The sequence below is a fragment of the Rhizobium sp. NXC24 genome (assembly GCF_002944315.1).
Lineage (GTDB): Bacteria > Pseudomonadota > Alphaproteobacteria > Rhizobiales > Rhizobiaceae > Rhizobium.
The window spans coordinates 1,861,105-1,882,132 of record NZ_CP024311.1 but is presented as its reverse complement, the minus strand read 5'-3'; the positions used below and the strand labels follow the sequence as shown (position 1 = coordinate 1,882,132).

Annotated in this window: 20 protein-coding genes; 3 read left to right on the top strand and 17 right to left on the bottom strand. The window is 60.0% G+C overall.

What is annotated here, in order from left to right:
• Positions 1-115 precede the first annotated feature (115 nt).
• Genes ntrC through dusB form a run of 3 tightly spaced genes read right to left on the bottom strand, consistent with a single transcriptional unit; the run spans position 116 to position 3,743 of the window.
• Positions 116-1,567 carry a nitrogen regulation protein NR(I) gene (gene ntrC / locus NXC24_RS09270; protein WP_104823009.1) on the bottom strand — a complete coding sequence of 484 codons (1,452 nt, stop codon included), beginning with the start codon at positions 1,565-1,567 and terminating at the stop codon, positions 116-118.
• Positions 1,564-2,718, bottom strand: coding sequence for a nitrogen regulation protein NR(II) (locus NXC24_RS09265; protein ID WP_104823008.1), 1,155 nt, complete (start codon positions 2,716-2,718; stop codon positions 1,564-1,566). The genes ntrC and NXC24_RS09265 overlap by 4 nt, the downstream gene beginning before the upstream one ends.
• A complete protein-coding gene (gene dusB, locus NXC24_RS09260) occupies positions 2,715-3,743 on the bottom strand; it encodes a tRNA dihydrouridine synthase DusB (protein ID WP_104823007.1) in 1,029 nt (342 codons plus the stop codon). Before dusB ends, NXC24_RS09265 begins: the two co-directional genes overlap by 4 nt.
• Before the next feature lie 220 nt (positions 3,744-3,963).
• Here dusB and NXC24_RS09255 point away from each other — a divergent pair, with 220 nt between their 5' ends.
• Both NXC24_RS09255 and NXC24_RS09250 read left to right on the top strand, forming a co-directional pair.
• A complete protein-coding gene (locus tag NXC24_RS09255; protein WP_104823006.1) occupies positions 3,964-5,184 on the top strand; it encodes a bifunctional 2-C-methyl-D-erythritol 4-phosphate cytidylyltransferase/2-C-methyl-D-erythritol 2,4-cyclodiphosphate synthase in 1,221 nt (406 codons plus the stop codon).
• Entirely contained in the window at positions 5,181-5,678 is a 498-nt protein-coding gene (locus NXC24_RS09250) for a CinA family protein (protein ID WP_104823005.1), read from the top strand. The genes NXC24_RS09255 and NXC24_RS09250 overlap by 4 nt, the downstream gene beginning before the upstream one ends.
• Before the next feature lie 15 nt (positions 5,679-5,693).
• Here NXC24_RS09250 and NXC24_RS09245 read toward each other — a convergent pair whose 3' ends face one another.
• The 14 genes from NXC24_RS09245 to NXC24_RS09180 all read right to left on the bottom strand — a co-directional run bounded on the left by NXC24_RS09245 (position 5,694) and on the right by NXC24_RS09180 (position 18,382).
• The gene (locus NXC24_RS09245) at positions 5,694-6,140 is read right to left on the bottom strand and encodes a type II toxin-antitoxin system RatA family toxin (protein ID WP_104825088.1); all 447 of its coding nucleotides are present in this window, start codon (positions 6,138-6,140) and stop codon (positions 5,694-5,696) included.
• Between the two features lie 9 nt (positions 6,141-6,149).
• The gene (locus tag NXC24_RS09240; RefSeq protein ID WP_199773571.1) at positions 6,150-6,734 is read right to left on the bottom strand and encodes an AAA family ATPase; all 585 of its coding nucleotides are present in this window, start codon (positions 6,732-6,734) and stop codon (positions 6,150-6,152) included.
• A 161-nt stretch (positions 6,735-6,895) separates the two neighbouring features.
• Positions 6,896-7,867 carry a lipoyl synthase gene (gene lipA, locus NXC24_RS09235; protein WP_104823004.1) on the bottom strand — a complete coding sequence of 324 codons (972 nt, stop codon included), beginning with the start codon at positions 7,865-7,867 and terminating at the stop codon, positions 6,896-6,898.
• Between the two features lie 36 nt (positions 7,868-7,903).
• Complete coding sequence (locus NXC24_RS09230) at positions 7,904-8,152, bottom strand: GlsB/YeaQ/YmgE family stress response membrane protein (protein ID WP_104823003.1); 249 nt, start codon at positions 8,150-8,152, stop codon at positions 7,904-7,906.
• A gap of 13 nt (positions 8,153-8,165) precedes the next feature.
• On the bottom strand, positions 8,166-8,420 hold the full coding sequence (locus NXC24_RS09225) for a GlsB/YeaQ/YmgE family stress response membrane protein (RefSeq protein ID WP_104823002.1): 255 nt from the start codon (positions 8,418-8,420) through the stop codon (positions 8,166-8,168).
• A 55-nt stretch (positions 8,421-8,475) separates the two neighbouring features.
• On the bottom strand, positions 8,476-9,921 hold the full coding sequence (gene lpdA, locus NXC24_RS09220; RefSeq protein WP_104823001.1) for a dihydrolipoyl dehydrogenase: 1,446 nt from the start codon (positions 9,919-9,921) through the stop codon (positions 8,476-8,478).
• A gap of 108 nt (positions 9,922-10,029) precedes the next feature.
• The gene (locus NXC24_RS09215; protein WP_104823000.1) at positions 10,030-10,671 is read right to left on the bottom strand and encodes an SGNH/GDSL hydrolase family protein; all 642 of its coding nucleotides are present in this window, start codon (positions 10,669-10,671) and stop codon (positions 10,030-10,032) included.
• 25 nt (positions 10,672-10,696) lie between these two features.
• Positions 10,697-12,043 carry a pyruvate dehydrogenase complex dihydrolipoamide acetyltransferase gene (locus tag NXC24_RS09210; protein WP_104822999.1) on the bottom strand — a complete coding sequence of 449 codons (1,347 nt, stop codon included), beginning with the start codon at positions 12,041-12,043 and terminating at the stop codon, positions 10,697-10,699.
• A gap of 15 nt (positions 12,044-12,058) precedes the next feature.
• Positions 12,059-13,429 (bottom strand): pyruvate dehydrogenase complex E1 component subunit beta, encoded by a 1,371-nt coding sequence (locus NXC24_RS09205; RefSeq protein WP_104822998.1) that lies wholly within the window; start codon positions 13,427-13,429, stop codon positions 12,059-12,061.
• 18 nt (positions 13,430-13,447) lie between these two features.
• Positions 13,448-14,491 (bottom strand): pyruvate dehydrogenase (acetyl-transferring) E1 component subunit alpha, encoded by a 1,044-nt coding sequence (pdhA, locus tag NXC24_RS09200; RefSeq protein ID WP_104822997.1) that lies wholly within the window; start codon positions 14,489-14,491, stop codon positions 13,448-13,450.
• 157 nt (positions 14,492-14,648) lie between these two features.
• Positions 14,649-14,960 carry a septum formation initiator family protein gene (locus NXC24_RS09195; RefSeq protein WP_104822996.1) on the bottom strand — a complete coding sequence of 104 codons (312 nt, stop codon included), beginning with the start codon at positions 14,958-14,960 and terminating at the stop codon, positions 14,649-14,651.
• 274 nt (positions 14,961-15,234) lie between these two features.
• A complete protein-coding gene (eno, locus tag NXC24_RS09190; protein WP_104822995.1) occupies positions 15,235-16,509 on the bottom strand; it encodes a phosphopyruvate hydratase in 1,275 nt (424 codons plus the stop codon).
• A 149-nt stretch (positions 16,510-16,658) separates the two neighbouring features.
• Entirely contained in the window at positions 16,659-17,498 is an 840-nt protein-coding gene (kdsA, locus tag NXC24_RS09185) for a 3-deoxy-8-phosphooctulonate synthase (protein ID WP_104822994.1), read from the bottom strand.
• On the bottom strand, positions 17,495-18,382 hold the full coding sequence (locus tag NXC24_RS09180) for a VOC family protein (protein ID WP_104822993.1): 888 nt from the start codon (positions 18,380-18,382) through the stop codon (positions 17,495-17,497). The genes kdsA and NXC24_RS09180 overlap by 4 nt, the downstream gene beginning before the upstream one ends.
• Before the next feature lie 538 nt (positions 18,383-18,920).
• Here NXC24_RS09180 and NXC24_RS09175 point away from each other — a divergent pair.
• The gene (locus tag NXC24_RS09175) at positions 18,921-20,954 is read left to right on the top strand and encodes a mechanosensitive ion channel family protein (RefSeq protein ID WP_104822992.1); all 2,034 of its coding nucleotides are present in this window, start codon (positions 18,921-18,923) and stop codon (positions 20,952-20,954) included.
• Positions 20,955-21,028 lie beyond the last annotated feature (74 nt).

The window sequence follows — 21,028 nt, the reverse complement described above, 5'->3', positions numbered from 1 at the left end:
ATTTCCCCTTGCGTGGGAACACACCCGACGAATCATTACCATAAAAACAGTGAACCGGCTGCGTGACCTTTAAGCAACGCATTGTGGCGAAAATGCAACGCATCCGATCACATTGTCAAGCCGTCCGGGAGCTTCGATAGACGGAAACACCCAGTTCTCTGATCTTTTTGCGCAGTGTATTGCGGTTGAGACCGAGCAGATCGGCGGCTTTGATCTGATTGCCGCGGGTTGCGGTCAATGCCGCAAGGATCAGCGGATATTCCATTTCGGTGAGGATGCGATCATAGAGCCCGGGCGGCGGCAGATTGTCGCCGAAGCTCGCGAAATAGGTGCGCATATTCTCCTCGACCGCCTGGGCGATGGTCATATTCCCCGTGCGGACCGGGCCTTTTTCGATCGGACTGTCGGGCACATCAGCCCGCAGTTCGGCATCGATGATCTCCTTGGTGATGACATCCTGCGGATAGAGCGCCATCAGCCGACGGATAAGATTTTCCAGCTCACGCACGTTGCCAGGCCAAGGATAGGCCTTCATTAGTTCCAGAGCTTCCTGGTCGAAACGCTTGGAGCCCAGCCCCTCTTTCTCAGCCTGCTGCACGAAATGGCGGACGAGATCGGGAATATCCTCGGCACGATCGCGCAGCGGCGGCAGGCGCAGCGGCACGACGTTGAGGCGGTAATAGAGGTCCTCGCGGAAGAGGCCTTGATTGATCGCCTGCTTCAAATCCTTGTTGGTGGCGGCAACGATACGGACGTCGGTGCGTATCGGCGTACGGCCGCCAACGGTCGTATATTCGCCCTGCTGCAGGACGCGCAGCAGACGCGTCTGGGCGTCCATCGGCATGTCGCCGATTTCGTCGAGAAACAGCGTGCCGCCCTCGGCCTGCTCGAAGCGGCCGGTCGAGCGCGTCTGCGCGCCGGTGAAGGCGCCCTTCTCATGACCGAACAATTCGGATTCGATCAGGTCGCGCGGGATTGCCGCCATGTTGATGGCGACGAAGGGACCATTGCGGCGCTTGCCGTAATCATGTAGCGCGCGGGCGACGAGCTCCTTGCCGGTGCCGGATTCACCGGTGATCATCAGCGTCAGATCGGTCTGCATCAGACGCGCCAGCACACGGTAGATTTCCTGCATGGCGGCAGAGCGGCCGACCAGCGGCATTCCGTCCTGTATGTCGTCATCAAGCTTGGCGGGCTTGCGCTTCGGTTCGGACAAAGCGCGGCCGATAATGGCGATCAGCTCCGTCAGGTCGAAGGGCTTCGGCAGATAATCATAGGCGCCCTTTTCAGAGGCCTTGATCGCCGTCATGAAGGTATTCTGCGCACTCATGACCAGAACAGGCAGCTCCGGCCTCGCCTTCTTGATACGCGGCAGCAGGTCGAAGGCGTTTTCGTCAGGCATCACGACATCGGTTACAACGAGGTCGCCTTCGCCGGCGGAAACCCAACGCCAGAGCGTGGCGGCATTGGATGTGATGCGCACATCATAACCCGCGCGGCTCAAGGCTTGATTGAGCACGGTACGGATGGCCGCATCGTCATCAGCGACAAGGATCGTAGCTGTCATCGAGTAGTCCCTGTGGAGTTCGGAAGAGGAGCGTCTTCAAGCGTAATGCCTTTGGAGGCCGGCATCAGGACGCGGAAAGTGGTGCGGTGATTCTGGCTATCGCATTCGACGATGCCGCCATGATCGCCGATGATCTTGGCGACCAGCGCGAGGCCGAGGCCGGTCCCGTTCGTCTTCGTCGTGATGAACGGATCGAAGAGATGCGGCAGAAGATCGGAGGGCACGCCCGGGCCGTTGTCGATCACGCAGAATTCCAGCGGCAGCGAAATCTTTTCGCGCGTGCCGGCCACGGAAAGGCGGATGCCCGGGCGATAGGCCGTCGTCAGCATGATCTCGCCATCCGGCCGATCGCCGATGGCTTCGGCAGCATTCTTCACCAGATTGAGAAAGACCTGCACGAGCTGGTCTCTATTGGCATAAACAGCCGGCAATGACGGGTCATAATTCTCGGTGACCTTGATATTGCGCGCAAAACCGGCCTTGGCGACCGCCTTCACGTGATCTAGGACGGAATGGATGTTGACCGGCACACGGTCGATCGGACGCTCATCGGAAAAGACCTCCATGCGGTCGACCAGCGAGACGATGCGATCGGTCTCGTCGCAGATGAGGCGCGTCAACCCGCGATCATCATCCTCCACCGATTGTTCTAGCAATTGAGCCGCACCACGGATGCCGGAGAGCGGGTTCTTGATCTCGTGCGCCAGCATCGACGCAAGGCCGGTCACCGAACGGGCGGCAGCCCGGTGGGTCAATTGCCGGTCGATCTTGTCGGCCATCGACCGTTCCTGAAAGACGATCACCACAGAGCCGGGTTCGCTTGAAACCGGCGCGACATAAATGTCCACAAGCTTGTCCTGGCCGAGACGCGGCGAGCTGAGATCGACGCGGTATTCGTTGACCGGGCCACGGCGTTCGCGCACCTGATCGATCAGCGCCAGCAGCGGACTGCCGAAGGGAATGAAGGTGGAAATCTCATAGCGGGACAGATGCGAGGCGCTGGCGCCGAAAAAGGCTTCGGCCTCCCAGTTGGCAAAAGCGATCAGGCCGGCCTCGTTGACCATCACGACCGGGTTCTGGATCGCGTTGAGAACGGCCATGGCCACGCTGCCCATATGATCCGCGGCTCCGGAATCGGATTTGGAACTCATGCGGCCTCCTGGACGCCTTGGGCGAGATCGGACGCGGTCCGCAGAGCCGCATGGAACAATGCCGCCACTTCCCGGCTGTCTTTCGAAGTCATGACCCCTGCCTTTTCAGCGCCTGTTATGGTGGGAGCGTAACGGTCCAGATACCAGCCGAGATGTTTACGGGCATGACGAATACCAACGGCTTCGCCATAGAACGCGAGCATCATCTGATAATGTTCTAAGGCGATATCGGCGATCTCGCTGCGGTCCGGGTGACGATGGCCGGCAAGCACGCCCGCGTGCCACGGCCGCCCCTGACAGCCGCGACCGACCATGACCGCATCAGCGCCGGAGCGGCGAAGTATCTCAAGCGCATCCTCAGGCGTGTCGACATCGCCATTGGCCACCAGCGGAATGGAGACGACATCGCGAACGGCGCGGATCGCATCCCAATCCGCCCTGCCCTCGTAGAACTGCATGCGCGTGCGACCGTGGATGGTCACGAGCTGGATTCCAGCTTCCTCGGCTCGGCGGGCGATAAGCGGCGCGTTGATGGTATTTTCGTCCCAGCCGAGCCGCATCTTCAGCGTCACAGGAATATCGACCGCCTTAACCGTCGCCTCGACCAGGCTCAGCGCGTGATCCGGATCGCGCATCAGCGCCGAGCCGGAATAGCCGCCGATGACCTTCTTGGCCGGGCATCCCATATTGATGTCGATGATGTCAGCGCCATTGTCGGCGGCAATTTTCGCCGCCTCGGCCATCCAATGCGCCTCGCGGCCGGCCAGTTGCACCATATGCGGCTTCAGGCCGGCACTTCTCAGGCGCGCCCAGGATTCCGCCGTGTCCTGCACCAATTCACGGCTGGCGACCATTTCCGTCACGACCAGGCCGGCCCCATAGCGCAAGGCGAGCTGCCGGAAAGGCAAATCGGTGACCCCCGACATCGGCGCGAGGATCACGCGATTGCGGATGGGCACCGGGCCGATGGAAAATGGGGCTGCAAGCTCGGACGGAAACAAATGATTATCTTTCAGGCACACCATATATTTGCACTATTTTTAGACAGTCTTGCGGAGCTTGCCAAGAGGTTTCGGAGAACGCCGATATTTTTTGGGCAAATGCTGGAAAATACCTATTCGAGGCGATAGACCCTGCTAGAGCGAGATCCCGCTTTGGCGATCTGCTTATCATGATCCCATCCAAGAACCGCTTCACACTTTTGGGGATCATGCTGGAGCGAAAGCCTTTCATCCCTGGGGGTTTATGACGCAAATGCACTCATTGCAACCGATGTCGATCGGAATCGTGATCGTTGCAGCCGGACGTGGCGAGCGGGCGGGATCGCCCGAAGAAGGTCCGAAGCAATATCGCCCGATCGGCGGCCGGTCGGTTATTGCGCATACGCTTGAAAAATTCGTGACATGGCCGCAGGCGGCAAAGATCGTGGTTGTCATTCATCGCGACGACGAGACATTGCTCCAAGCCGCGCTGCAACAGGCTGCCGATTCGTCCGAGGTCGAGATTGCTTTTGGCGGCGTGTCCCGTCAGCAATCGGTGCTTGCGGGGTTGCGGAAACTGGAAAATGCCGGCGTCACGCATGTCATGATCCATGATGCCGTACGCCCCTTCTTCGACCATGATCTGCTCGATCGCGTCGCCGCCGCGCTGGCTGCCGGTGCACCTGCCGTGCTGCCTGCCATGCCCGTGACGGATACGCTGAAACGGGCCGATGCGGCTGGACTAGTAACCGAAACCGTACCCCGCTCGGGCCTTTACGCCGCGCAGACACCGCAGTCTTTCCGATACGCCGATATTCTAGCGGCGCATGAAAAAGCCGCCGCCGAGAATAAGACGGATTTCACCGACGATGCCGCGATCGCCGAATGGAACGGCCTGCCGGTGACGCTCGTTGCCGGCAGTTCGGACAATGTGAAATTGACGATCAAAAGGGATATCGCCATGGCCGATGAAAAGCTTTCCGCAGGCCTGCTGCCGGATGTGCGCACTGGCAACGGCTACGATGTCCACCAGCTCGAGCCGGGCGACGGCGTAACACTTTGCGGCGTCTTCATTTCGCATGACCAAAAGCTGAAGGGCCATTCCGACGCCGATGTCGCCCTGCACGCGCTGACGGACGCCTTGCTCGCCACCTGTGGCGCCGGCGATATAGGCGACCATTTTCCGCCCTCCGATCCGCAATGGAAGGGCGCCCCCTCCCGCATCTTCATCGAACATGCGGCAAAGATCGTGCGCGATCACGGCGGCACCATCATGAATGCCGATATCTCGTTGATTGCCGAAGCGCCGAAGGTCGGACCGCACCGTGAGGCGATGCGCGCGAAACTCGCCGAGTTCCTGGGAATCAGCCTGGAGCGCTGCTCGGTGAAGGCGACCACAAACGAAAAGATCGGCTTCGTTGGCCGCCGCGAGGGCATCGCAGCTATCGCGACGGCAACGGTGGTTTATCGCGGAGGCAAGGCATGACGCATTTTCCCGACGATATTCTCGCGCTCGCCCAGGGCATCATCACCGATTTCGCCGCCAAAGGCTGGATGGTCGCCACGGCGGAATCCTGCACCGGCGGGCTGATCGCGGGCGCTTTGACGGAAATTCCCGGTTCCTCAGCCGTCGTCGACCGCGGCTTCGTGACCTATACGAATACGGCGAAGATGGACATGCTCGGCGTGCAGGAGCAGACGCTCGTGCAGTTCGGTGCTGTTTCCAGGGAGACGGCGCTGCAGATGGTGCATGGCGCCCTTTTCCGCTCCCGGGCTGACTTTGCCGTCGCAGTCACCGGTGTTGCCGGACCCGCTGGCGGCTCTGCGGAAAAGCCCGTGGGGCTGGTCCACCTCGCCGCCAAGGCGCGTAACGGCGCACTCATCCATCATGAAATGCGCTATGGCGATATCGGCCGCGACAAGGTTCGGCTCGCCACCTTGAAGACCGCATTGGAAATGCTGATCACTCTCGGCAAGTAATGCCTAACTCCCGCCTCAGGCGTAGATCTTCTTCGCGCGTGTCTCGAAGGCATCCGTGAACATACGGAAAGCGCGATCGAACATCGACCCCATCAGGGCGCCGAGGATGCGGCTCTTGAACTCATAGTCGATGAAGAAATCAATGCTGCAGCCGCCGTTTTCCGATGGCGTGAAGCGCCAGCGATTGTCGAGATATTTGAACGGCCCGTCGATATATTTCACGTCGATCGCCCGTTCCGGCTTGTTGAGCAGCACCTGCGTCGTAAAGGTCTCGCGGATCGCCTTGTAGCCGACAGTCATATCGGCAATCAGCAGGATCTTGCCGTCGCGCTCCTTGCGATTGCGGACAATCAGCGCCTCGCAAAGCGGCAGGAATTCCGGATAGCGCTCGACATCGGCGACGAGGTCGAACATCTGTTCAGGCGAGTGTGGGACGGGGCGGTGCGTTTCGAACTGAGGCATGAGCGGCAATTAAGCAGGACGGTTCAGAAGATCAAGAAGCTGACGCATTTCGCCGCGGGATTTTAGCTGCAGAACAGGCACATCGGGGCCGTGTTCGATGAGGCCCGCGAGCACTTTCGGCGCAAATTTCCGCTCCCAATCCCATATGTAACGCAGGAACTCCCAATCGATGCGCTCTGGACAACCCGGCGCCATATCGGGGCGCGACCGTCCCAGCCATCGCAACGCTCTCGATAGAGCCCCCCACATACATAGCCAGCGCGGCATACGCACCCAAAGAACAAGTTCGGTCCGCGGTAATCTCAGATCGAAGCTTGACGGCCCTGTCCCATCAATCAGCCAGCGATCCTCTGCGACTTTCCCCGCAATTAGATTGCGCTCTTCCGCTTTGTCTCTCTTCATCCAGCCAGGCAGCCAGAAAAACTCCCGATCCATTGAGACGTAAGGCAAGTCCAGGCAAACAACGATCTTCTGCGCCAGCGTCGACTTGCCTCCACCGGAACAGCCGATGACGAGAATCCGGTTGGCACTTCTGAGAATAGACACTGCCGTCTCTATATCGACGGCATAAGGGAGCGCCTGCGGCGCGACGATCTGCTCCACGGTCCAGCTCCATAGTCGATTCTAAAGCGCCGAAACCGGTAACAAACGGCGGCGTGTCCCTTAGGCCGCTCCAATGACGAACAGGTGACGGCGCGAACGAAAAACCGCGGCACAATCGCCGCGGTTCGTTCAAAAGGCAAGAGACTTGTATTTTACTCTGCGGCCAGCAGAACCTTCTTCTCGCGGGCAGCCCGCAGCCGGGCGAAATCGTCGCCGGCGTGATGGGAAGAGCGGGTGAGCGGGCTGGAGGCGACCATGAGGAAGCCCTTGGTATAGGCAACCGTCTCGTAGGACTTGAATTCATCCGGCGTGACGAAGCTCATGACCTGATGATGCTTGCGTGTCGGCTGCAGATACTGGCCGATGGTCAGGAAGTCGACATCGGCCGTCCTGAGATCATCCATCAACTGCAGCACTTCATTGCGCTCTTCACCGAGACCGACCATGATGCCGGACTTGGTAAACATGGTCGGATCGAGTTCCTTGACCCGCTGCAGCAGGCGGATCGAGTGGAAATAGCGGGCGCCGGGACGTACGGTCAGATAGTTGCCGGCGACGGTTTCCATATTGTGATTGAAGACGTCCGGCTTGGCGGCGACGACGCGCTCCAATGCGCCCGGCTTCTTCAGGAAGTCCGGCGTCAAGATTTCGATTGTCGTTGTCGGCGAAGCGGCGCGGATCGCCCAGATCACCTTTTCGAAGTGCTCGGCGCCGCCGTCTTCCAGATCGTCGCGATCGACGGAGGTGATGACGACGTGGCTGAGGCCCATTTCCTTGACGGCCTTGGCGACGTTTTCAGGCTCGGCCATATCGAGCGCGTTCGGCTTGCCGGTAGAGACGTTGCAGAAGGCACAAGCGCGGGTACAGATCTCGCCCATGATCATGAAGGTGGCGTGCTTCTTGTCCCAACATTCGCCGATGTTCGGGCAGCCGGCCTCTTCGCAAACCGTGACGAGCTTGTGTTCCTTCACGATCGAGCGGGTCTCGGCATAGCCCTTCGATGTCGGCGCCTTGACACGGATCCAATCCGGCTTGCGCAGGACTTCCGTATCCGGCCGATGCGCCTTTTCCGGATGCCTGACCCGCTTTGCGTCTGGATTGATCGTGTCGAGAATCGTGACCATGAAATGTCTACTTTCCGCCGCTCAGTCGCGGCCCATTCATCGCCGGACGAGTTTGGCGAGAAATATCAGAATGCACGCACCAATGAAACCGGTGACGAAATAGCCGATCCGGCCGCCGGGCACGCCGACATGCAATTGCACCAAAATGGCAGCGGCAACGACCGAGCCGGCAATGCCAAGCACGATGTTGAGGATGATGCCGTAGCGCACCTCCATCAGCTTTCCCGCAAGCCAGCCCGCGAGACCGCCGATGATGACCAGACCCAGCCAGCCGACACTTTCCATCACATCCCCGATCTCAGGCGATTAATCTCGCCAATAGCACCACGATGATCGCACCGACGGTGGCATGGATGATTTCCACCACCAGTGCATTTTCAATGCCGAGCGAAATCCCAAAATAATGGAACAGGAAACCGCCCACGAAAGCACCAATCACGCCGCTCACCAGGCAACTGATGAGCCCGCCTCCACCGACGACCAGGCTCGCGAGAAAGCCCGCGACCAGACCGATAAGAAGAAAGACGACCCAACCTTCCGTAGTGATAGACATATTGATTTCCTTTCCTGTTTTCCACCCTCTGGATAAAGGGCGAGCCAGGAGATTATCAAGCGTTGAGCACGCGTCCGTAAGCGTCCAGCACGGCTTCCTTCATCGTTTCCGAAACGGTCGGATGCGGGAAGATCGTGTGCATCAGTTCCTCTTCCGTCGTCTCCAGGTTCATGGCGACGACGAAGCCCTGGATCAGTTCGGTGACTTCGGCGCCGACCATATGCGCGCCGAGCAGTTCGCCGGTCTTCTTGTCGAAGATGACCTTGCAGAGGCCCTGGTCCTCGCCAAGCGCGATCGCCTTGCCGTTGGCGGTGAACGGGAAGCGGCCGACGCGAATGTCGCGGCCGAGTTCTTTTGCCTTGGCTTCCGTCAGGCCGACAGAGGCGACCTGCGGCTGGCAATAGGTGCAGCCCGACACCTTGCTCTTGTCGGTCGGATGCACGTTCGGCAGGCCGGCGATCTTCTCGATGCAGACCACGCCCTCATGCTCGGCCTTGTGCGCCAGCATCGGCGGACCGGCGACGTCGCCGATCGCATAGATGCCCGGCACATTGGTCTTGCCGTAGCCGTCGATGACGACGCAACCGCGATCGGTCTTCACGCCGAGCGCTTCCAGGCCAAGATTTTCGATGTTGCCCTGCACGCCGACGGCGGAGATCATGCGGTCAGCCGTGATCTGCTGTACCTTGCCGTCCTCGGTCTCGATGTGCGCGGTGATGCTGTTCGCAGCCTTGTCGACCTTGGTGACTTTCGTCTTGGTGAAGATCTTCAGGCCGCGCTTTTCCAACTGCTTGCGGGCGATGCCGGAGACTTCGGCGTCTTCGACTGGCATGATGGTCGGCATGATTTCGACGACGGTGACATCGACACCCATCGAGCGATAGAAGCTCGCAAATTCGATGCCGATCGCGCCGGAACCCATGACCACCAGCGACTTCGGCAGGAAATCCGGCTTCAGTGCCTCAAAATAGGTCCAGATCAGCTTGCCATCCGGCTCGATGCCGGGCAGCGCGCGCGGGCGGGCGCCCGTGGCGACGATGATGTGCTTGGCGGTATAGGTGCCCTCGCCCTTGACGTTCTTCGGCAGCGGATGCTGCGGCTCGACAACCGGCTTGGTCGACTTGCCGACGACGATTTCGCCGGGCTTGGTGATTTTGGCTTCGCCCCAGATCACATCGACCTTGTTCTTCTTCATCAGGAAGCCAACACCCGTGTTGAGGCGGGCGGAAACACCGCGCGAACGGGCGACGACCGCCTTGACATCCGGCGTTACCTTGCCTTCGAGGACAAGACCGTAGTCCTTCAGATGATTGGAATGATCGAGGATTTCGGCCGAACGCAGCAGCGCCTTGGTCGGAATGCAGCCCCAGTTCAGGCAGATGCCGCCCAGGTGCTCGCGTTCGACGATCGCCGTCTTCAGGCCAAGCTGGCCGGCGCGCACGGCGGCGACATAGCCGCCAGGGCCAGAGCCGATGATGATGACGTCGTAATTCTCAGCCATATGTTTCCTGCCTTTGGTTGGCGGCCGATCGAAGCGCAGCCTGCCTTAATTTTCCCGAAGCACGATGCCGAACCGAAGCGGCGAGCAAGATCGTGCTCAATCAAATAGTTAAAGTCCAAGCATCATTCGCACGATCGGCTCGAGGCCACGACCGAGCGCCCGGGTGTTTTCCGCATCGAGATGCACCCCGTCGAGCGGCGTCGTCACGGCAACCGTGCCTGCATCGAAAAAACCGCAGCCAAGCTCGTCGGCCAGATCGCGGTAGAGCGTCGCAAGCTTCGCCGACTCCTTGATCGCGCCGAGGTAATGAGCGGCGAAAGCCGGATTGGCGGTCTCGGTGATGACGGGAGGCGCGACGATCAGAATGTCGGGGACATCATATTCGAACGCCCATGTATGATTGCGTATGAGCTGAATCAACCGGCTGATGCCCTGCAAGGCAGCAAAGGCCGAACCGGCGATCACCGGCTTCATGTCGTTGGTGCCCAGCATGATGATGACGAGATCGAGCGGCGCATGCGTCTGCAGGATCGTCGGCAATACCTTCGCGCCGTTACGGTCGCAATCGGCGAGATGGTCATCGAAAGCCGTGGTGCGGCCGTTCAGCCCTTCCGGAATCATCCGGACCTGATCGCCGAGCGCCTTTTGCAGCACGCTCGGCCACCGATCTTCGAAAGCATGACGACCGATCGTTTCGGCGCTATAGCCCCATGTCAGCGAGTCGCCATAACACAGAACGGTCTTGGTCATGCATGCCTCCGTTTGACGACAAGGCTCAGACGAGCATCCCCATCGGATTTTCGATGTAGCCCTTGAAGGCCGCCAGCAGTTCCGCACCAAGCGCACCGTCGACGGCGCGATGGTCGGTCGACAGCGTGACGGTCATCATGGTGGCGATGGCCATCTCGCCCTTCTTGACGATCACACGCTGCTCGCCCGCGCCAACGGCCAAGATGGTCGCATGCGGCGGGTTGACGACGGCGGCGAAGTTCTTGACGCCCATCATGCCCATGTTGGACACGGCCGTCGTACCGCCCTGATACTCCTCGGGCTTCAGCTTGCGTTCCTTGGCGCGCTTGCCGTAGTCCTTCATCTCGTTGGAGATGGCCGAGAGGGTCTTCAGTTCGGCGCTGCGGATGATCGGCGTGATCAGGCCGCCCGGAATGGAAACGGCAACGCCGACATCGGCATGCTTGTGCTTGACCATGCTGCTGTCGGTCCACGACACATTGGCATCCGGAACGTCGCGCAGCGCCAGCGCCAGGGCCTTGATGACCATGTCGTTGACCGAGAGCTTGTAGGCCGGCGCACCGTCCTTCGACTTCGGTGCCGAATCGTTGAGCTGCGTGCGCAGCGCCAGCAGCGCGTCGAGTTCGCAATCGACCGAGACGTAGAAGTGCGGGATCGTCTGCTTGGATTCCTGCAGGCGCTTGGCGATCGTCTTGCGCATGCCGTCATGCGGCACGAGCTCGTAGGAACCGGGCTCGAACAGCTTGAGGACGGCATCGTCCGACATGCCCTTCGGCGCGGCTGCGGCCGGAGCCTGTGCAGCAGCGGCCGGCTGGGCGGCGGGAGCAGCCGCCGGAGCGGCTTTGCCAACACCGCCGGAGACGGCGGCTTCGATGTCCTTCTTGACCACACGGCCATGCGGGCCGGAGCCGACGAGCGCAGTCAGATCGATGCCGGATTCCTTAGCAAGACGCCGAGCGAGCGGCGATGCGAAGGTGCGATGACCATCCGTCGAGAGAGCCGCAGGCGCGGCCGGCGCCGGCTGAGCGGCCGGTGCGGACTGGGCTGGAGCCGTGTCTGCCTTCGGCGCAGGTGCAGGTGCCGCAGCAGCCGGAGCAGCGGCGCCCGAGGCAGCGGCAGAGACATCCTCGCCTTCGCCAGCCAGAACCGCGATCAGCGCATTGACCTTGACGCCTTCGGTGCCGGCGGGAACGACGATCTTGGCAACGGTGCCTTCATCGACGGCCTCGACTTCCATCGTCGCCTTATCGGTCTCGATCTCGGCGATGACGTCACCGGACTTGATCTTATCGCCTTCCTTGACCAGCCATTTGGCGAGGTTGCCCTCTTCCATGGTCGGCGAGAGGGCAGGCATGGTGATGTTGATAGGCATCGAAGAGCCCTCCCCTTATTTGTAGCAAACGGCTTTCACCGCATCGACCACTTCACCGACATTCGGAAGCGCCAGCTTCTCGAGATTGGCGGCGTAGGGCATGGGCACATCCTTGCCAGCGATCGTCAGGATCGGCGCATCGAGATAGTCGAAGGCCTGCTGCATGACGCGGGTTGCGATTTCCGTGCCGACGGAGGACTGCGGATAGCCTTCCTCGACGGTCACCAGGCGACCGGTCTTCTTGACCGATTCGATGACGGTCGGCAGGTCCATCGGGCGGATGGTACGAAGGTCGATTAGCTCGACATCGATGCCCTGGGCTTCGAGCTCGGCAACCGCCTTGGTGGCATAGGTCATGCCGATGCCGAAGGAGACGACCGTTGCGTCCTTGCCGGAGCGATGGATGCGGGCCTTGCCGATCGGCACAACGAAATTGTCGAGCTTCGGCACATCGAAGTGCTGACCGTAGAGAATTTCGTTTTCAAGGAAGATGACCGGGTTCGGATCGCGGATCGCGGCCTTCAGCAGGCCCTTGGCGTCGGCTGCCGTATAGGGCATGACGACCTTGAGGCCCGGAATTTGGCTGTACCAGGCCGCATAGTCCTGGCTGTGCTGAGCGGCGACGCGGGCTGCCGCGCCGTTCGGGCCGCGGAAGACGATCGGAGCGCCCATCTGGCCGCCGGACATGTAGAGCGTCTTGGCAGCGGAATTGATGATGTGGTCAATCGCCTGCATGGCGAAGTTGAAGGTCATGAACTCGACGATCGGGCGAAGGCCGGCCATGGCAGCACCGACGCCGACACCGGCAAAGCCGTGCTCGGTGATCGGGGTATCGACAACGCGGCGGGGGCCGAATTCCTGCAGCAGGCCCTGGGTAACCTTGTAGGCGCCCTGGTATTCGGCAACTTCTTCGCCCATGACGAAGACGTCCGGATCGGCGCGCATTTCTTCGGCCATGGCATCGCGCAGCGCTTCACGCACTGTCATCGACACCATTTCCGTGCCGGCCGGAATTTCCGGATCGGCAGGGGCGGCTTTCGGCTGTGCCGGAACGGGCGCCGGGGCAGCGGCGGCGGGCGCTTCGGTCTTGACCGGTTCGGCGGCCGGAGCGGCCTTCGCCGTCGAGATGTCCGAAGCGGATTCGCCGTCCTGCAACAGGATCGCGATCTTGGTGTTGACCTTGACGCCTTCGGTGCCGGCTTCGATCAGCAGCTTGCCGATCGTGCCTTCGTCGACGGCTTCCACTTCCATCGTGGCCTTGTCGGTCTCGATTTCGGCAATGACGTCGCCGGAGGTGACCTTGTCACCTTCCTGCTTGAGCCACTTGGAAAGGGTGCCCTCTTCCATCGTCGGAGAGAGGGCAGGCATGAGAATATCGATGGGCATGGATCGTCCCTCCCCGATTTAGAGCAGAATGTCGGTGTAGAGCTCGGAAGCATCCGGCTCCGGATCGTTCTGGGCGAAATCGGCACTGTCGGCGACGATATCGCGGACATCCTTGTCGATCGCCTTCAGATCGTCTTCCGACGCCCAGCCCTTTTCCAGAAGGCGGGCGCGAACCTGCTCGATCGGGTCATGCTCGGAGCGCATCTTCTGCACTTCGTCCTTGGACCGATACTTGGCCGGGTCCGACATGGAATGGCCGCGGTAGCGATAGGTCAGCATTTCCAGAATGATCGGGCCCTTGCCGGACCGGCAATATTCGACAGCTTCGTCGGCAGCGGCCTTGACGGCGCGGACATCCATGCCGTCGACCTGAATGCCGGGAATGCCGAAGGAGGAGCCGCGCTTGGAGAAGTCCGCCTGCGCGGTGGCGCGCGCCGTCGACGTGCCCATGGCGTAACGGTTGTTCTCGATCACGTAGATCACCGGCAGCTTCCAGAGCTGCGCCATGTTGAAGCTTTCGGAGACCTGGCCCTGGTTGGCGGCGCCATCGCCGAAATAGGCGACGCTGACATTGTCATTGCCGCGGTACCAGTTGGCGAAGCCGAGGCCCGTGCCGAGCGCGACCTGCGCGCCGACGATGCCGTGGCCGCCGTAGAAGTTCTTTTCCTTGGAGAACATGTGCATGGAGCCACCCTTCCCTCGGGAATAGCCGCCCCGGCGTCCGGTAAGCTCGGCCATAACGCCGCGGGCGCTCATGCCGGTTGCCAGCATGTGACCGTGGTCGCGGTAGCCGGTGATGACCTGATCGCCTTCCTTCAGCGCCAGTTGCATGCCGACGACGACAGCTTCCTGGCCAATGTAAAGGTGACAGAAACCGCCGATGAAGCCCATGCCGTAGAGCTGGCCGGCCTTCTCTTCGAAGCGGCGGATCAGGAGCATCTCACGATAGGCCTTGAGCTCCTCATCGCGGTCGAAATCCGCGATCGCACCACCATTGGTGTCTTTGACAGGCTTGGATGTTGTCTTACGGCTGGAAACGGACGCGGTTTTTCGCGGCGCCATTCAACCCTCCCTATGTGAGTAGCCTCGTTTTGTAGTGCCGCGTAACATAGGGAAGATTGCTCGCCACAGCAATGCTATAATTGCATGGCTCATATTCTTTGCAAGCGATTGATATGCTTACAAAAAAGGCAATTAACCGAAATTCGGTTAATTGCGGCTATTTGTTGAAAATAACGATCTCGTCGGCTTTGGAATAGGTCAGTTGATAGCGCGCATATTGGTCGAGCATATCCTTGTCCAGCGAGCCATCGCTGAGCAAAGCTACTTCCTTTTCAAGGTGTTCGCGCCTGGCGACGAGATCGGCAAGCTCTTTGCCGCGGTCGATGCGCTGCTTCTCGAAAACCTCGGTTGCCTTCAGACCGTAGTCGCCGTGAACGCAGTGGTAGCCGAAATAGCTCACGAAGGCGACCGTGATAGCGGGGAGAACGAAACGGCCGAACTTTCTCTTCTTATGATATTTTGTCCACATACTCGCTTGCTCAAAAGGCTCTACCGAGAATGATCCCGACCTCAGGTCCGCACAACGGGTTTCCGGATAAGATCATGCTAAATCAAACATCTATGACAACACTAGCCGCCAGAGATTAACCATCCGTTGACTCTGCCATTTTTCCAACAAAAAACCGCGCCCGAAGGCGCGGTTCAAGAGCTGGAAATTATTGGCTTATAAGGCGACTCGGATTGTTACCCGACGCAGAATAGGCCTTTGCGAAAATCCCTTGGATTTTCAGGGGTATGCATTATCAGCCGCGAAGGATGGAACGGCCGGCATATTGAGCCTGCGGGCCGAGCGCTTCTTCGATGCGGATGAGCTGGTTGTACTTGGCAAGACGATCCGAGCGCGACAGCGAGCCGGTCTTGATCTGACCGCAGTTGGTGGCAACAGCGAGATCGGCAATGGTCGAATCTTCGGTTTCGCCGGAACGGTGCGACATGACGGCCGTGTAGTTGGCCTTGTGCGCGGTTTCGACGGCGTCAAGCGTTTCCGTCAGCGAGCCAATCTGGTTGACCTTGACGAGGATCGAGTTGGCCACACCCATGCGGATACCATCGCGCAGACGAGCCGAGTTGGTGACGAACAGGTCGTCGCCGACGAGCTGCGTCTTCTTGCCGGTCAGTTCGGTCAGGATCTTCCAGCCTTCCCAATCGTCTTCGGCCATGCCGTCTTCGATCGAGATGATCGGATATTTGGCGGCGAGTTCGGCGAGGTACTCGGCCATGGCACCGGATTCCAGCGTGCGGCCTTCACCTTCCAGAACGTACTTGCCGTCCTTGAAGAATTCCGTCGAAGCGCAGTCGAGGCCGAGAGCGATTTCTTCGCCGGGCTTGTAGCCGGCCTTTTCGATGGACTTCATGATGAAGTCGAGCGCAGCCGGCGCGCTGGAAAGGCCGGGCGCGAAACCGCCTTCGTCGCCGACATTGGTGTTGTGGCCCTGCGATGCCAGTTCCTTCTTGAGGACGTGGAAGATTTCCGAGCCCATGCGGACGGCGTCGCGAAGGGTATCTGCGCCGACCGGCAGGATCATGAATTCCTGGAAGTCGATCGGGTTATCGGCATGAGCGCCGCCGTTGATGATGTTCATCATCGGAACCGGCAGCAGGCGGGCGTGAGCGCCGCCGACGTAACGGTAGAGCGGCAGGTTGGCGCTCTGGGCGGCAGCCTTGGCAGTTGCGAGCGATACGCCGAGGATGGCGTTGGCACCGAGGCGCGACTTATTCGGCGTGCCGTCGAGCTCGATCATGATGTTGTCGATCTGGATCTGGTTTTCCGCGTCAATGCCGCCGATCGCATCGAAGATCTCGGTGTTGACGGCTTCGACGGCCTTCTCGACACCCTTGCCATGATAACGCTTGCCGCCGTCGCGAACTTCGACGGCTTCATGCGCGCCGGTCGAAGCGCCCGACGGAACGGCAGCGCGGCCCATGCTGCCGTCTTCCAGGTACACATCGACTTCGACGGTGGGATTGCCACGGCTGTCGAGAATCTCGCGGGCGATAATGTCGGTGATTGCGGTCATGATAGCTTCCTGCTCGCTGGGTTATAATCGATTGAAATCTGTCTAAGTCGAAGGTGCGGAAATTACAATGCCGCCCCGCATCCTCGATTGAAGCGCCTACAGGCCGCGTAGCGCAAATTCATGTCAGCCTGTTGAACGCCTCCCATTTCTCAGGCCTTGGCGATCGCGTCGAAGGCAAGCAGCTTTTCCAGAAGCCGCGGCATGTCCTTCAGATAAACCATGTTCGGACCGTCCGAAGGGGCATTGTCCGGATCCTCATGCGTCTCGACGAAGAGGCCGGCGACGCCGACAGCGACCGCTGCGCGCGCCAGGGTTTCGACGAATCGGCGGTCGCCGCCCGTCGAACCACCCTGTCCGCCCGGCTGCTGTACGGAATGCGTCGCATCGAAAATCACCGGCGCACCCATCGCCGCCATGATCGGCAGCGAGCGCATGTCGGAAACGAGCGTATTGTAACCGAAGGACGCGCCGCGCTCGCACAGAAGCACATTGGGATTGCCGCTCTCATTCAGCTTGGCGAGCACGTTCTTCATGTCCCAGGGCGCGAGGAACTGACCCTTCTTGATGTTGACGACGCGGCCGGTCTTGGCGGCTGCGACAAGAAGATCGGTCTGGCGCGACAGAAAGGCCGGGATTTGCAGAATATCGACCGTCTTGGCGACAATGGCGCACTGTTCTTCCGTATGGATGTCGGTCAAGACGGGAAAGCCATATTCCTTCTTGAGATCGGCAAAGACCTCCAATGCCTTTTCCAGCCCGATGCCGCGCTTGCCGGAGAGCGACGTGCGGTTCGCCTTGTCGAAGGACGACTTGTAGACAAGACCGATACCGAGCTTGTCGCAGAGTTCCTTCAACACGCCGGCGATCATGAAGGCATGATCGCGGCTTTCCATCTGGCAGGGGCCGGCGATCAGCGACAGCTTGGCGCTATTGGAAAACAGAACCTTGGATGCGCCCTCGCCGACGATCACTTCGGAATTGGTGCTCATGCTATCTCCTCGAAGGCGAACAACGCGCCCTGTCCGGGGGCGGGCTTTGCCAAAATACGATTGTTCTTACGCGTGTATGTGACGCCGTTAGCAGCCAAATGCGACGATGTCACGGAAAGATCGCGCGTCTTGAAAAGGATTGCCCGTGCGCGAAGGCCGGGATCGTCCCCCGACAAGGATAGATCGTAGAAGGCTTCCATGCCCTCCGGGGTCAGAACCTCGATCCCGGTATTGGCCGCGTGGATCGTCAAGCCGAAGGAATGATCCGATATCTTTGGTCCATCGACGACCTGCTCGAAAAAGCCACGGAACGCAGCCGGATTCGGCGCCGAGACGGCAACCCTTGCTATGCCGGTCACGCCATTGGCATGCCGCTCCAGGGCGCCGCGATCGGCCGGCAATGGATTGATGCGCTGGCAGCAGAAGGTGAAGAAATCCGGCGAACGCAAATCGGCTGCGAAAGCAAGACGGAAACCTGCCGTCACCTCCGAGCCATCCGGCATACGCATCGGCCGGGCAAAATCCAGCATGTTTCCGGCTGATATGGTGTTGACCCGGAATCGTTCGTCATCGGCGACCGCGTCGTCCGTGCCGAAAACGACGGCCGAAAATCCCTCATCGCCGATGCGAAAACGGTAGGCTTGGTCGCGGGCGACGAAAACATTGCCCTCCCCCACGCTCGCCTCGCACTGCTCCTGCGATGCAACACCCAAGGGTTCCAGATAGGTCCTGTCAGCAAAGAAAACGCAGGCATTCTCCGTGCCGAAGGGATGTCGGGCATCGGACGCTACGGTGAAACCAAGCTTGCCCAGCCGCTCCCGCGCCAAGGCGATATTGACCGTCGGCAGAACGAGATGATCCAGCGGATGCGGCGATGAGGTCATGGTCTCCCCCTTCATTCGTCGGCAGGTTTGCGCCCATCTGCCGCTCAATTCAAGATCAAAGCGTCGGAGCAGACGACAGAAGAGCGCTCCCGCAAAAATCCGCACGCGAACTAGCCGAATTATATATGTGCTGGCACCAAACTCTCCCTTGTGAGAGGGCAATAATTCGAGCAATATCCGCATCATACTGCAATAAATGACCTGTAGTGCGGCAACAGGTAAGTGATACGGGTGAGGATAGCGCCGAAAAGTCCGTTTCCCGGCAGCAAGACAAAGACGCGCATTCTTCAGTTCGGATTGTCCAACGGCAACGCAATTCACCATCCGATCTCGGAAAGGCAGAAAAGCGGCCCGTCGTTACTTCTATCTTTGCAGCAGTACTCAATCTGATTGTCGGGTGCTTGGGGGAGACATGCGCTTGATGCTCGTCGAGGGGGCGCCCATACGCCCGGTCTTACATTTGACGGCTTCTCTTTGTCTGGCCCTGGTGGGCCACGTCCGAAGGTTCACGGATTCTGTCGCTCGCTTGATTTCCCTTATGCCCAGCGGCTTGGTCGCCGTTGCACTTATCCTTGTTTTCACGGCTATTGCGCCGCAACTGTGCCACGCGCAGACCCCCGAAACGGCCCCCACAGCACCGCCTGCAAAGCTATCGGAATTGCTGCGTCTGATGAATGATCCGGAGCTGCGCCAATGGCTGGAAAAGCGGCAAGCAGCCGAGCAACAGCCGGCACCTTCGGCGACGGCGACGCTGGTCGAAACCGGAGAGGCCCGCGCTCGCGCCCGATATAAGGCGCTACGGTCGGCGATTCCCAATGTACCGGGGCAGCTCGCCGCTGCAGCGAGCAGGGTGCGTGAGCAGGCAAGGAACAACGGCTTTGCGCCTGCCGTCGTCATGTTCGCCGCATTGGTCTGCGTCGGTCTCGCTGCGGAATGGTTTTTCAAGAAAACCGTCCTGAAAGCCCAGTTTCCAAATCCTCTTGTCGCACATACGATCGGAGAATTAGGACCGTGGATTACTTTCACCCTCGTCAGCTCCGCCATTTTCCTAGCCATTGACTGGCCGCCGCTACTGCATGTGGTGATCCTGTTTTATCTGACGGCATTCATTGCCGCTCGCCTCGCATTTGCCGTCTGCAGACTATCGATGGACGCGGGCTCTCTGTCGGCCTTCGGCTATCGTAGGGCTTGTCTCTTCATTGCCGTTTTGGCGATAGCCGGCGCCACGACGTCGCTGACCAGACCGCTCTCCATCGACGGAGATGTCGGCACCGTCGTCTCCCACGGGTTCTCCATTCTCCTATTGCTGATTACGCTCGAAGCCGTATGGCGGCGACCGGGCAAGGAAACCGCTGCCCGACAGCTGACGCTTATGAACATCCTTTATTCACTCTACGTTGCCTGCCTCTGGCTTCTTTGGGTGGCCAACTTCGTCGGCCTTTTCTGGCTTGGCATCTATGTCGTTGTTCTTCCGGGGCTATTGACTGCCGTCGGACGGACGGCCGAAGCATTCGCAAAGGGACGCTGGCCTGGTGACAACAAGAACAGTGCGCGCATGGTGCTGGCCATCCGCGGTGCGCGGGCGCTCGTCATCGTAGCCGCGGTCGCCTGGATTACCGTCGTCTGGCACTATGATCCCAACATCCTCGCACGAGAAAATCCGGCGATCGACGCCGCTGTTCGCGGTGCGCTGAAGAGCGTCGTCGTTCTGATTTTGGCCGATCTCTGCTGGCAATTGTCGAGGGCATTCATTGACGAGAAATTGAGCGCCGCCGATAGCAGTGCCTCCTCGCCATCGGCGGAAGCCGCGCGCGCGGGCCGCCTTCGCACCCTGTTGCCGATCTTCCGCAACGCACTGGCAGCCATCGTTATCGCAGCCGCCGTCCTCACCGTGCTGTCCGAAATGGGCGTGCAGATCGGGCCGTTGATTGCGGGGGCCGGCATATTCGGCGTGGCGATCGGCTTCGGCTCGCAAACGCTCGTCAAGGATATCGTCAGCGGCATTTTCTACCTGATGGACGATGCCTTCCGCGTCGGCGAATACGTTCAAAGCGGCAGCTACAAGGGAACCGTGGAATCGTTCAGCCTGCGTTCCGTCAGGCTTCGACATCATCATGGTCCGGTGTTCACAGTTCCCTTCGGCGAACTCGGCGCCGTTCAGAACATGAGCCGCGACTGGGCGATCGATAAATTCCTGCTACGGGTTCCGTTCAATACCGACGTCGCCAAGGCGAAAAGGATCGTCAAGCAAATCGGAGAGCAGTTGAAAGAAGATCCGGAAATCGGACCGCAGATTCTTGAGACCCTGAAAATGAAGGGGGTGGAGCAAATTGGCGACTTCGGTATCGAACTGAGCTTTGCTTTTACCGCCCTCCCCGGTCGGCAAACCTACATACGGCGCCAGGCCTATACCATGATCCGCGACGCCTTCATGGAAAACGGCATCGACTTCGCTCAGCCGACAGTGCAGGTGGGTGGCGAGGAAAAATCCGATGCCGCGATCGCAGCCATGACACTGCAGAGAAAGAAGATCGCTGAGCAAATGACGCAATCGGCAGCGCCGCCGACCTGAACGTTCGCGCGAGATCAGTCACCAGCCTCATCTCCGCGCCCTCTTTGGCAAGGCGACAACCCTGGAGCCGATAC

Coding starts and splice junctions, on each gene's coding strand:
- NXC24_RS09195 (WP_104822996.1), bottom strand. CDS start 14,960: ATGTGGACAAAATATCATAAGAAGAGAAAGTTCGGCCGTTTCGTTCTC.
- lpdA (WP_104823001.1), bottom strand. CDS start 9,921: ATGGCTGAGAATTACGACGTCATCATCATCGGCTCTGGCCCTGGCGGC.
- NXC24_RS09245 (WP_104825088.1), bottom strand. CDS start 6,140: ATGCCTCAGTTCGAAACGCACCGCCCCGTCCCACACTCGCCTGAACAG.
- NXC24_RS09265 (WP_104823008.1), bottom strand. CDS start 2,718: ATGAGTTCCAAATCCGATTCCGGAGCCGCGGATCATATGGGCAGCGTG.
- lipA (WP_104823004.1), bottom strand. CDS start 7,867: ATGGTCACGATTCTCGACACGATCAATCCAGACGCAAAGCGGGTCAGG.
- NXC24_RS09230 (WP_104823003.1), bottom strand. CDS start 8,152: ATGGAAAGTGTCGGCTGGCTGGGTCTGGTCATCATCGGCGGTCTCGCG.
- NXC24_RS09205 (WP_104822998.1), bottom strand. CDS start 13,429: ATGCCCATCGATATTCTCATGCCTGCCCTCTCTCCGACGATGGAAGAG.
- dusB (WP_104823007.1), bottom strand. CDS start 3,743: ATGGTGTGCCTGAAAGATAATCATTTGTTTCCGTCCGAGCTTGCAGCC.
- NXC24_RS09210 (WP_104822999.1), bottom strand. CDS start 12,043: ATGCCTATCAACATCACCATGCCTGCCCTCTCGCCGACCATGGAAGAG.
- NXC24_RS09215 (WP_104823000.1), bottom strand. CDS start 10,671: ATGACCAAGACCGTTCTGTGTTATGGCGACTCGCTGACATGGGGCTAT.
- NXC24_RS09255 (WP_104823006.1), top strand. CDS start 3,964: ATGACGCAAATGCACTCATTGCAACCGATGTCGATCGGAATCGTGATC.
- NXC24_RS09250 (WP_104823005.1), top strand. CDS start 5,181: ATGACGCATTTTCCCGACGATATTCTCGCGCTCGCCCAGGGCATCATC.
- eno (WP_104822995.1), bottom strand. CDS start 16,509: ATGACCGCAATCACCGACATTATCGCCCGCGAGATTCTCGACAGCCGT.
- NXC24_RS09175 (WP_104822992.1), top strand. CDS start 18,921: ATGCCCAGCGGCTTGGTCGCCGTTGCACTTATCCTTGTTTTCACGGCT.
- NXC24_RS09225 (WP_104823002.1), bottom strand. CDS start 8,420: ATGTCTATCACTACGGAAGGTTGGGTCGTCTTTCTTCTTATCGGTCTG.
- kdsA (WP_104822994.1), bottom strand. CDS start 17,498: ATGAGCACCAATTCCGAAGTGATCGTCGGCGAGGGCGCATCCAAGGTT.
- pdhA (WP_104822997.1), bottom strand. CDS start 14,491: ATGGCGCCGCGAAAAACCGCGTCCGTTTCCAGCCGTAAGACAACATCC.
- NXC24_RS09180 (WP_104822993.1), bottom strand. CDS start 18,382: ATGACCTCATCGCCGCATCCGCTGGATCATCTCGTTCTGCCGACGGTC.
- ntrC (WP_104823009.1), bottom strand. CDS start 1,567: ATGACAGCTACGATCCTTGTCGCTGATGACGATGCGGCCATCCGTACC.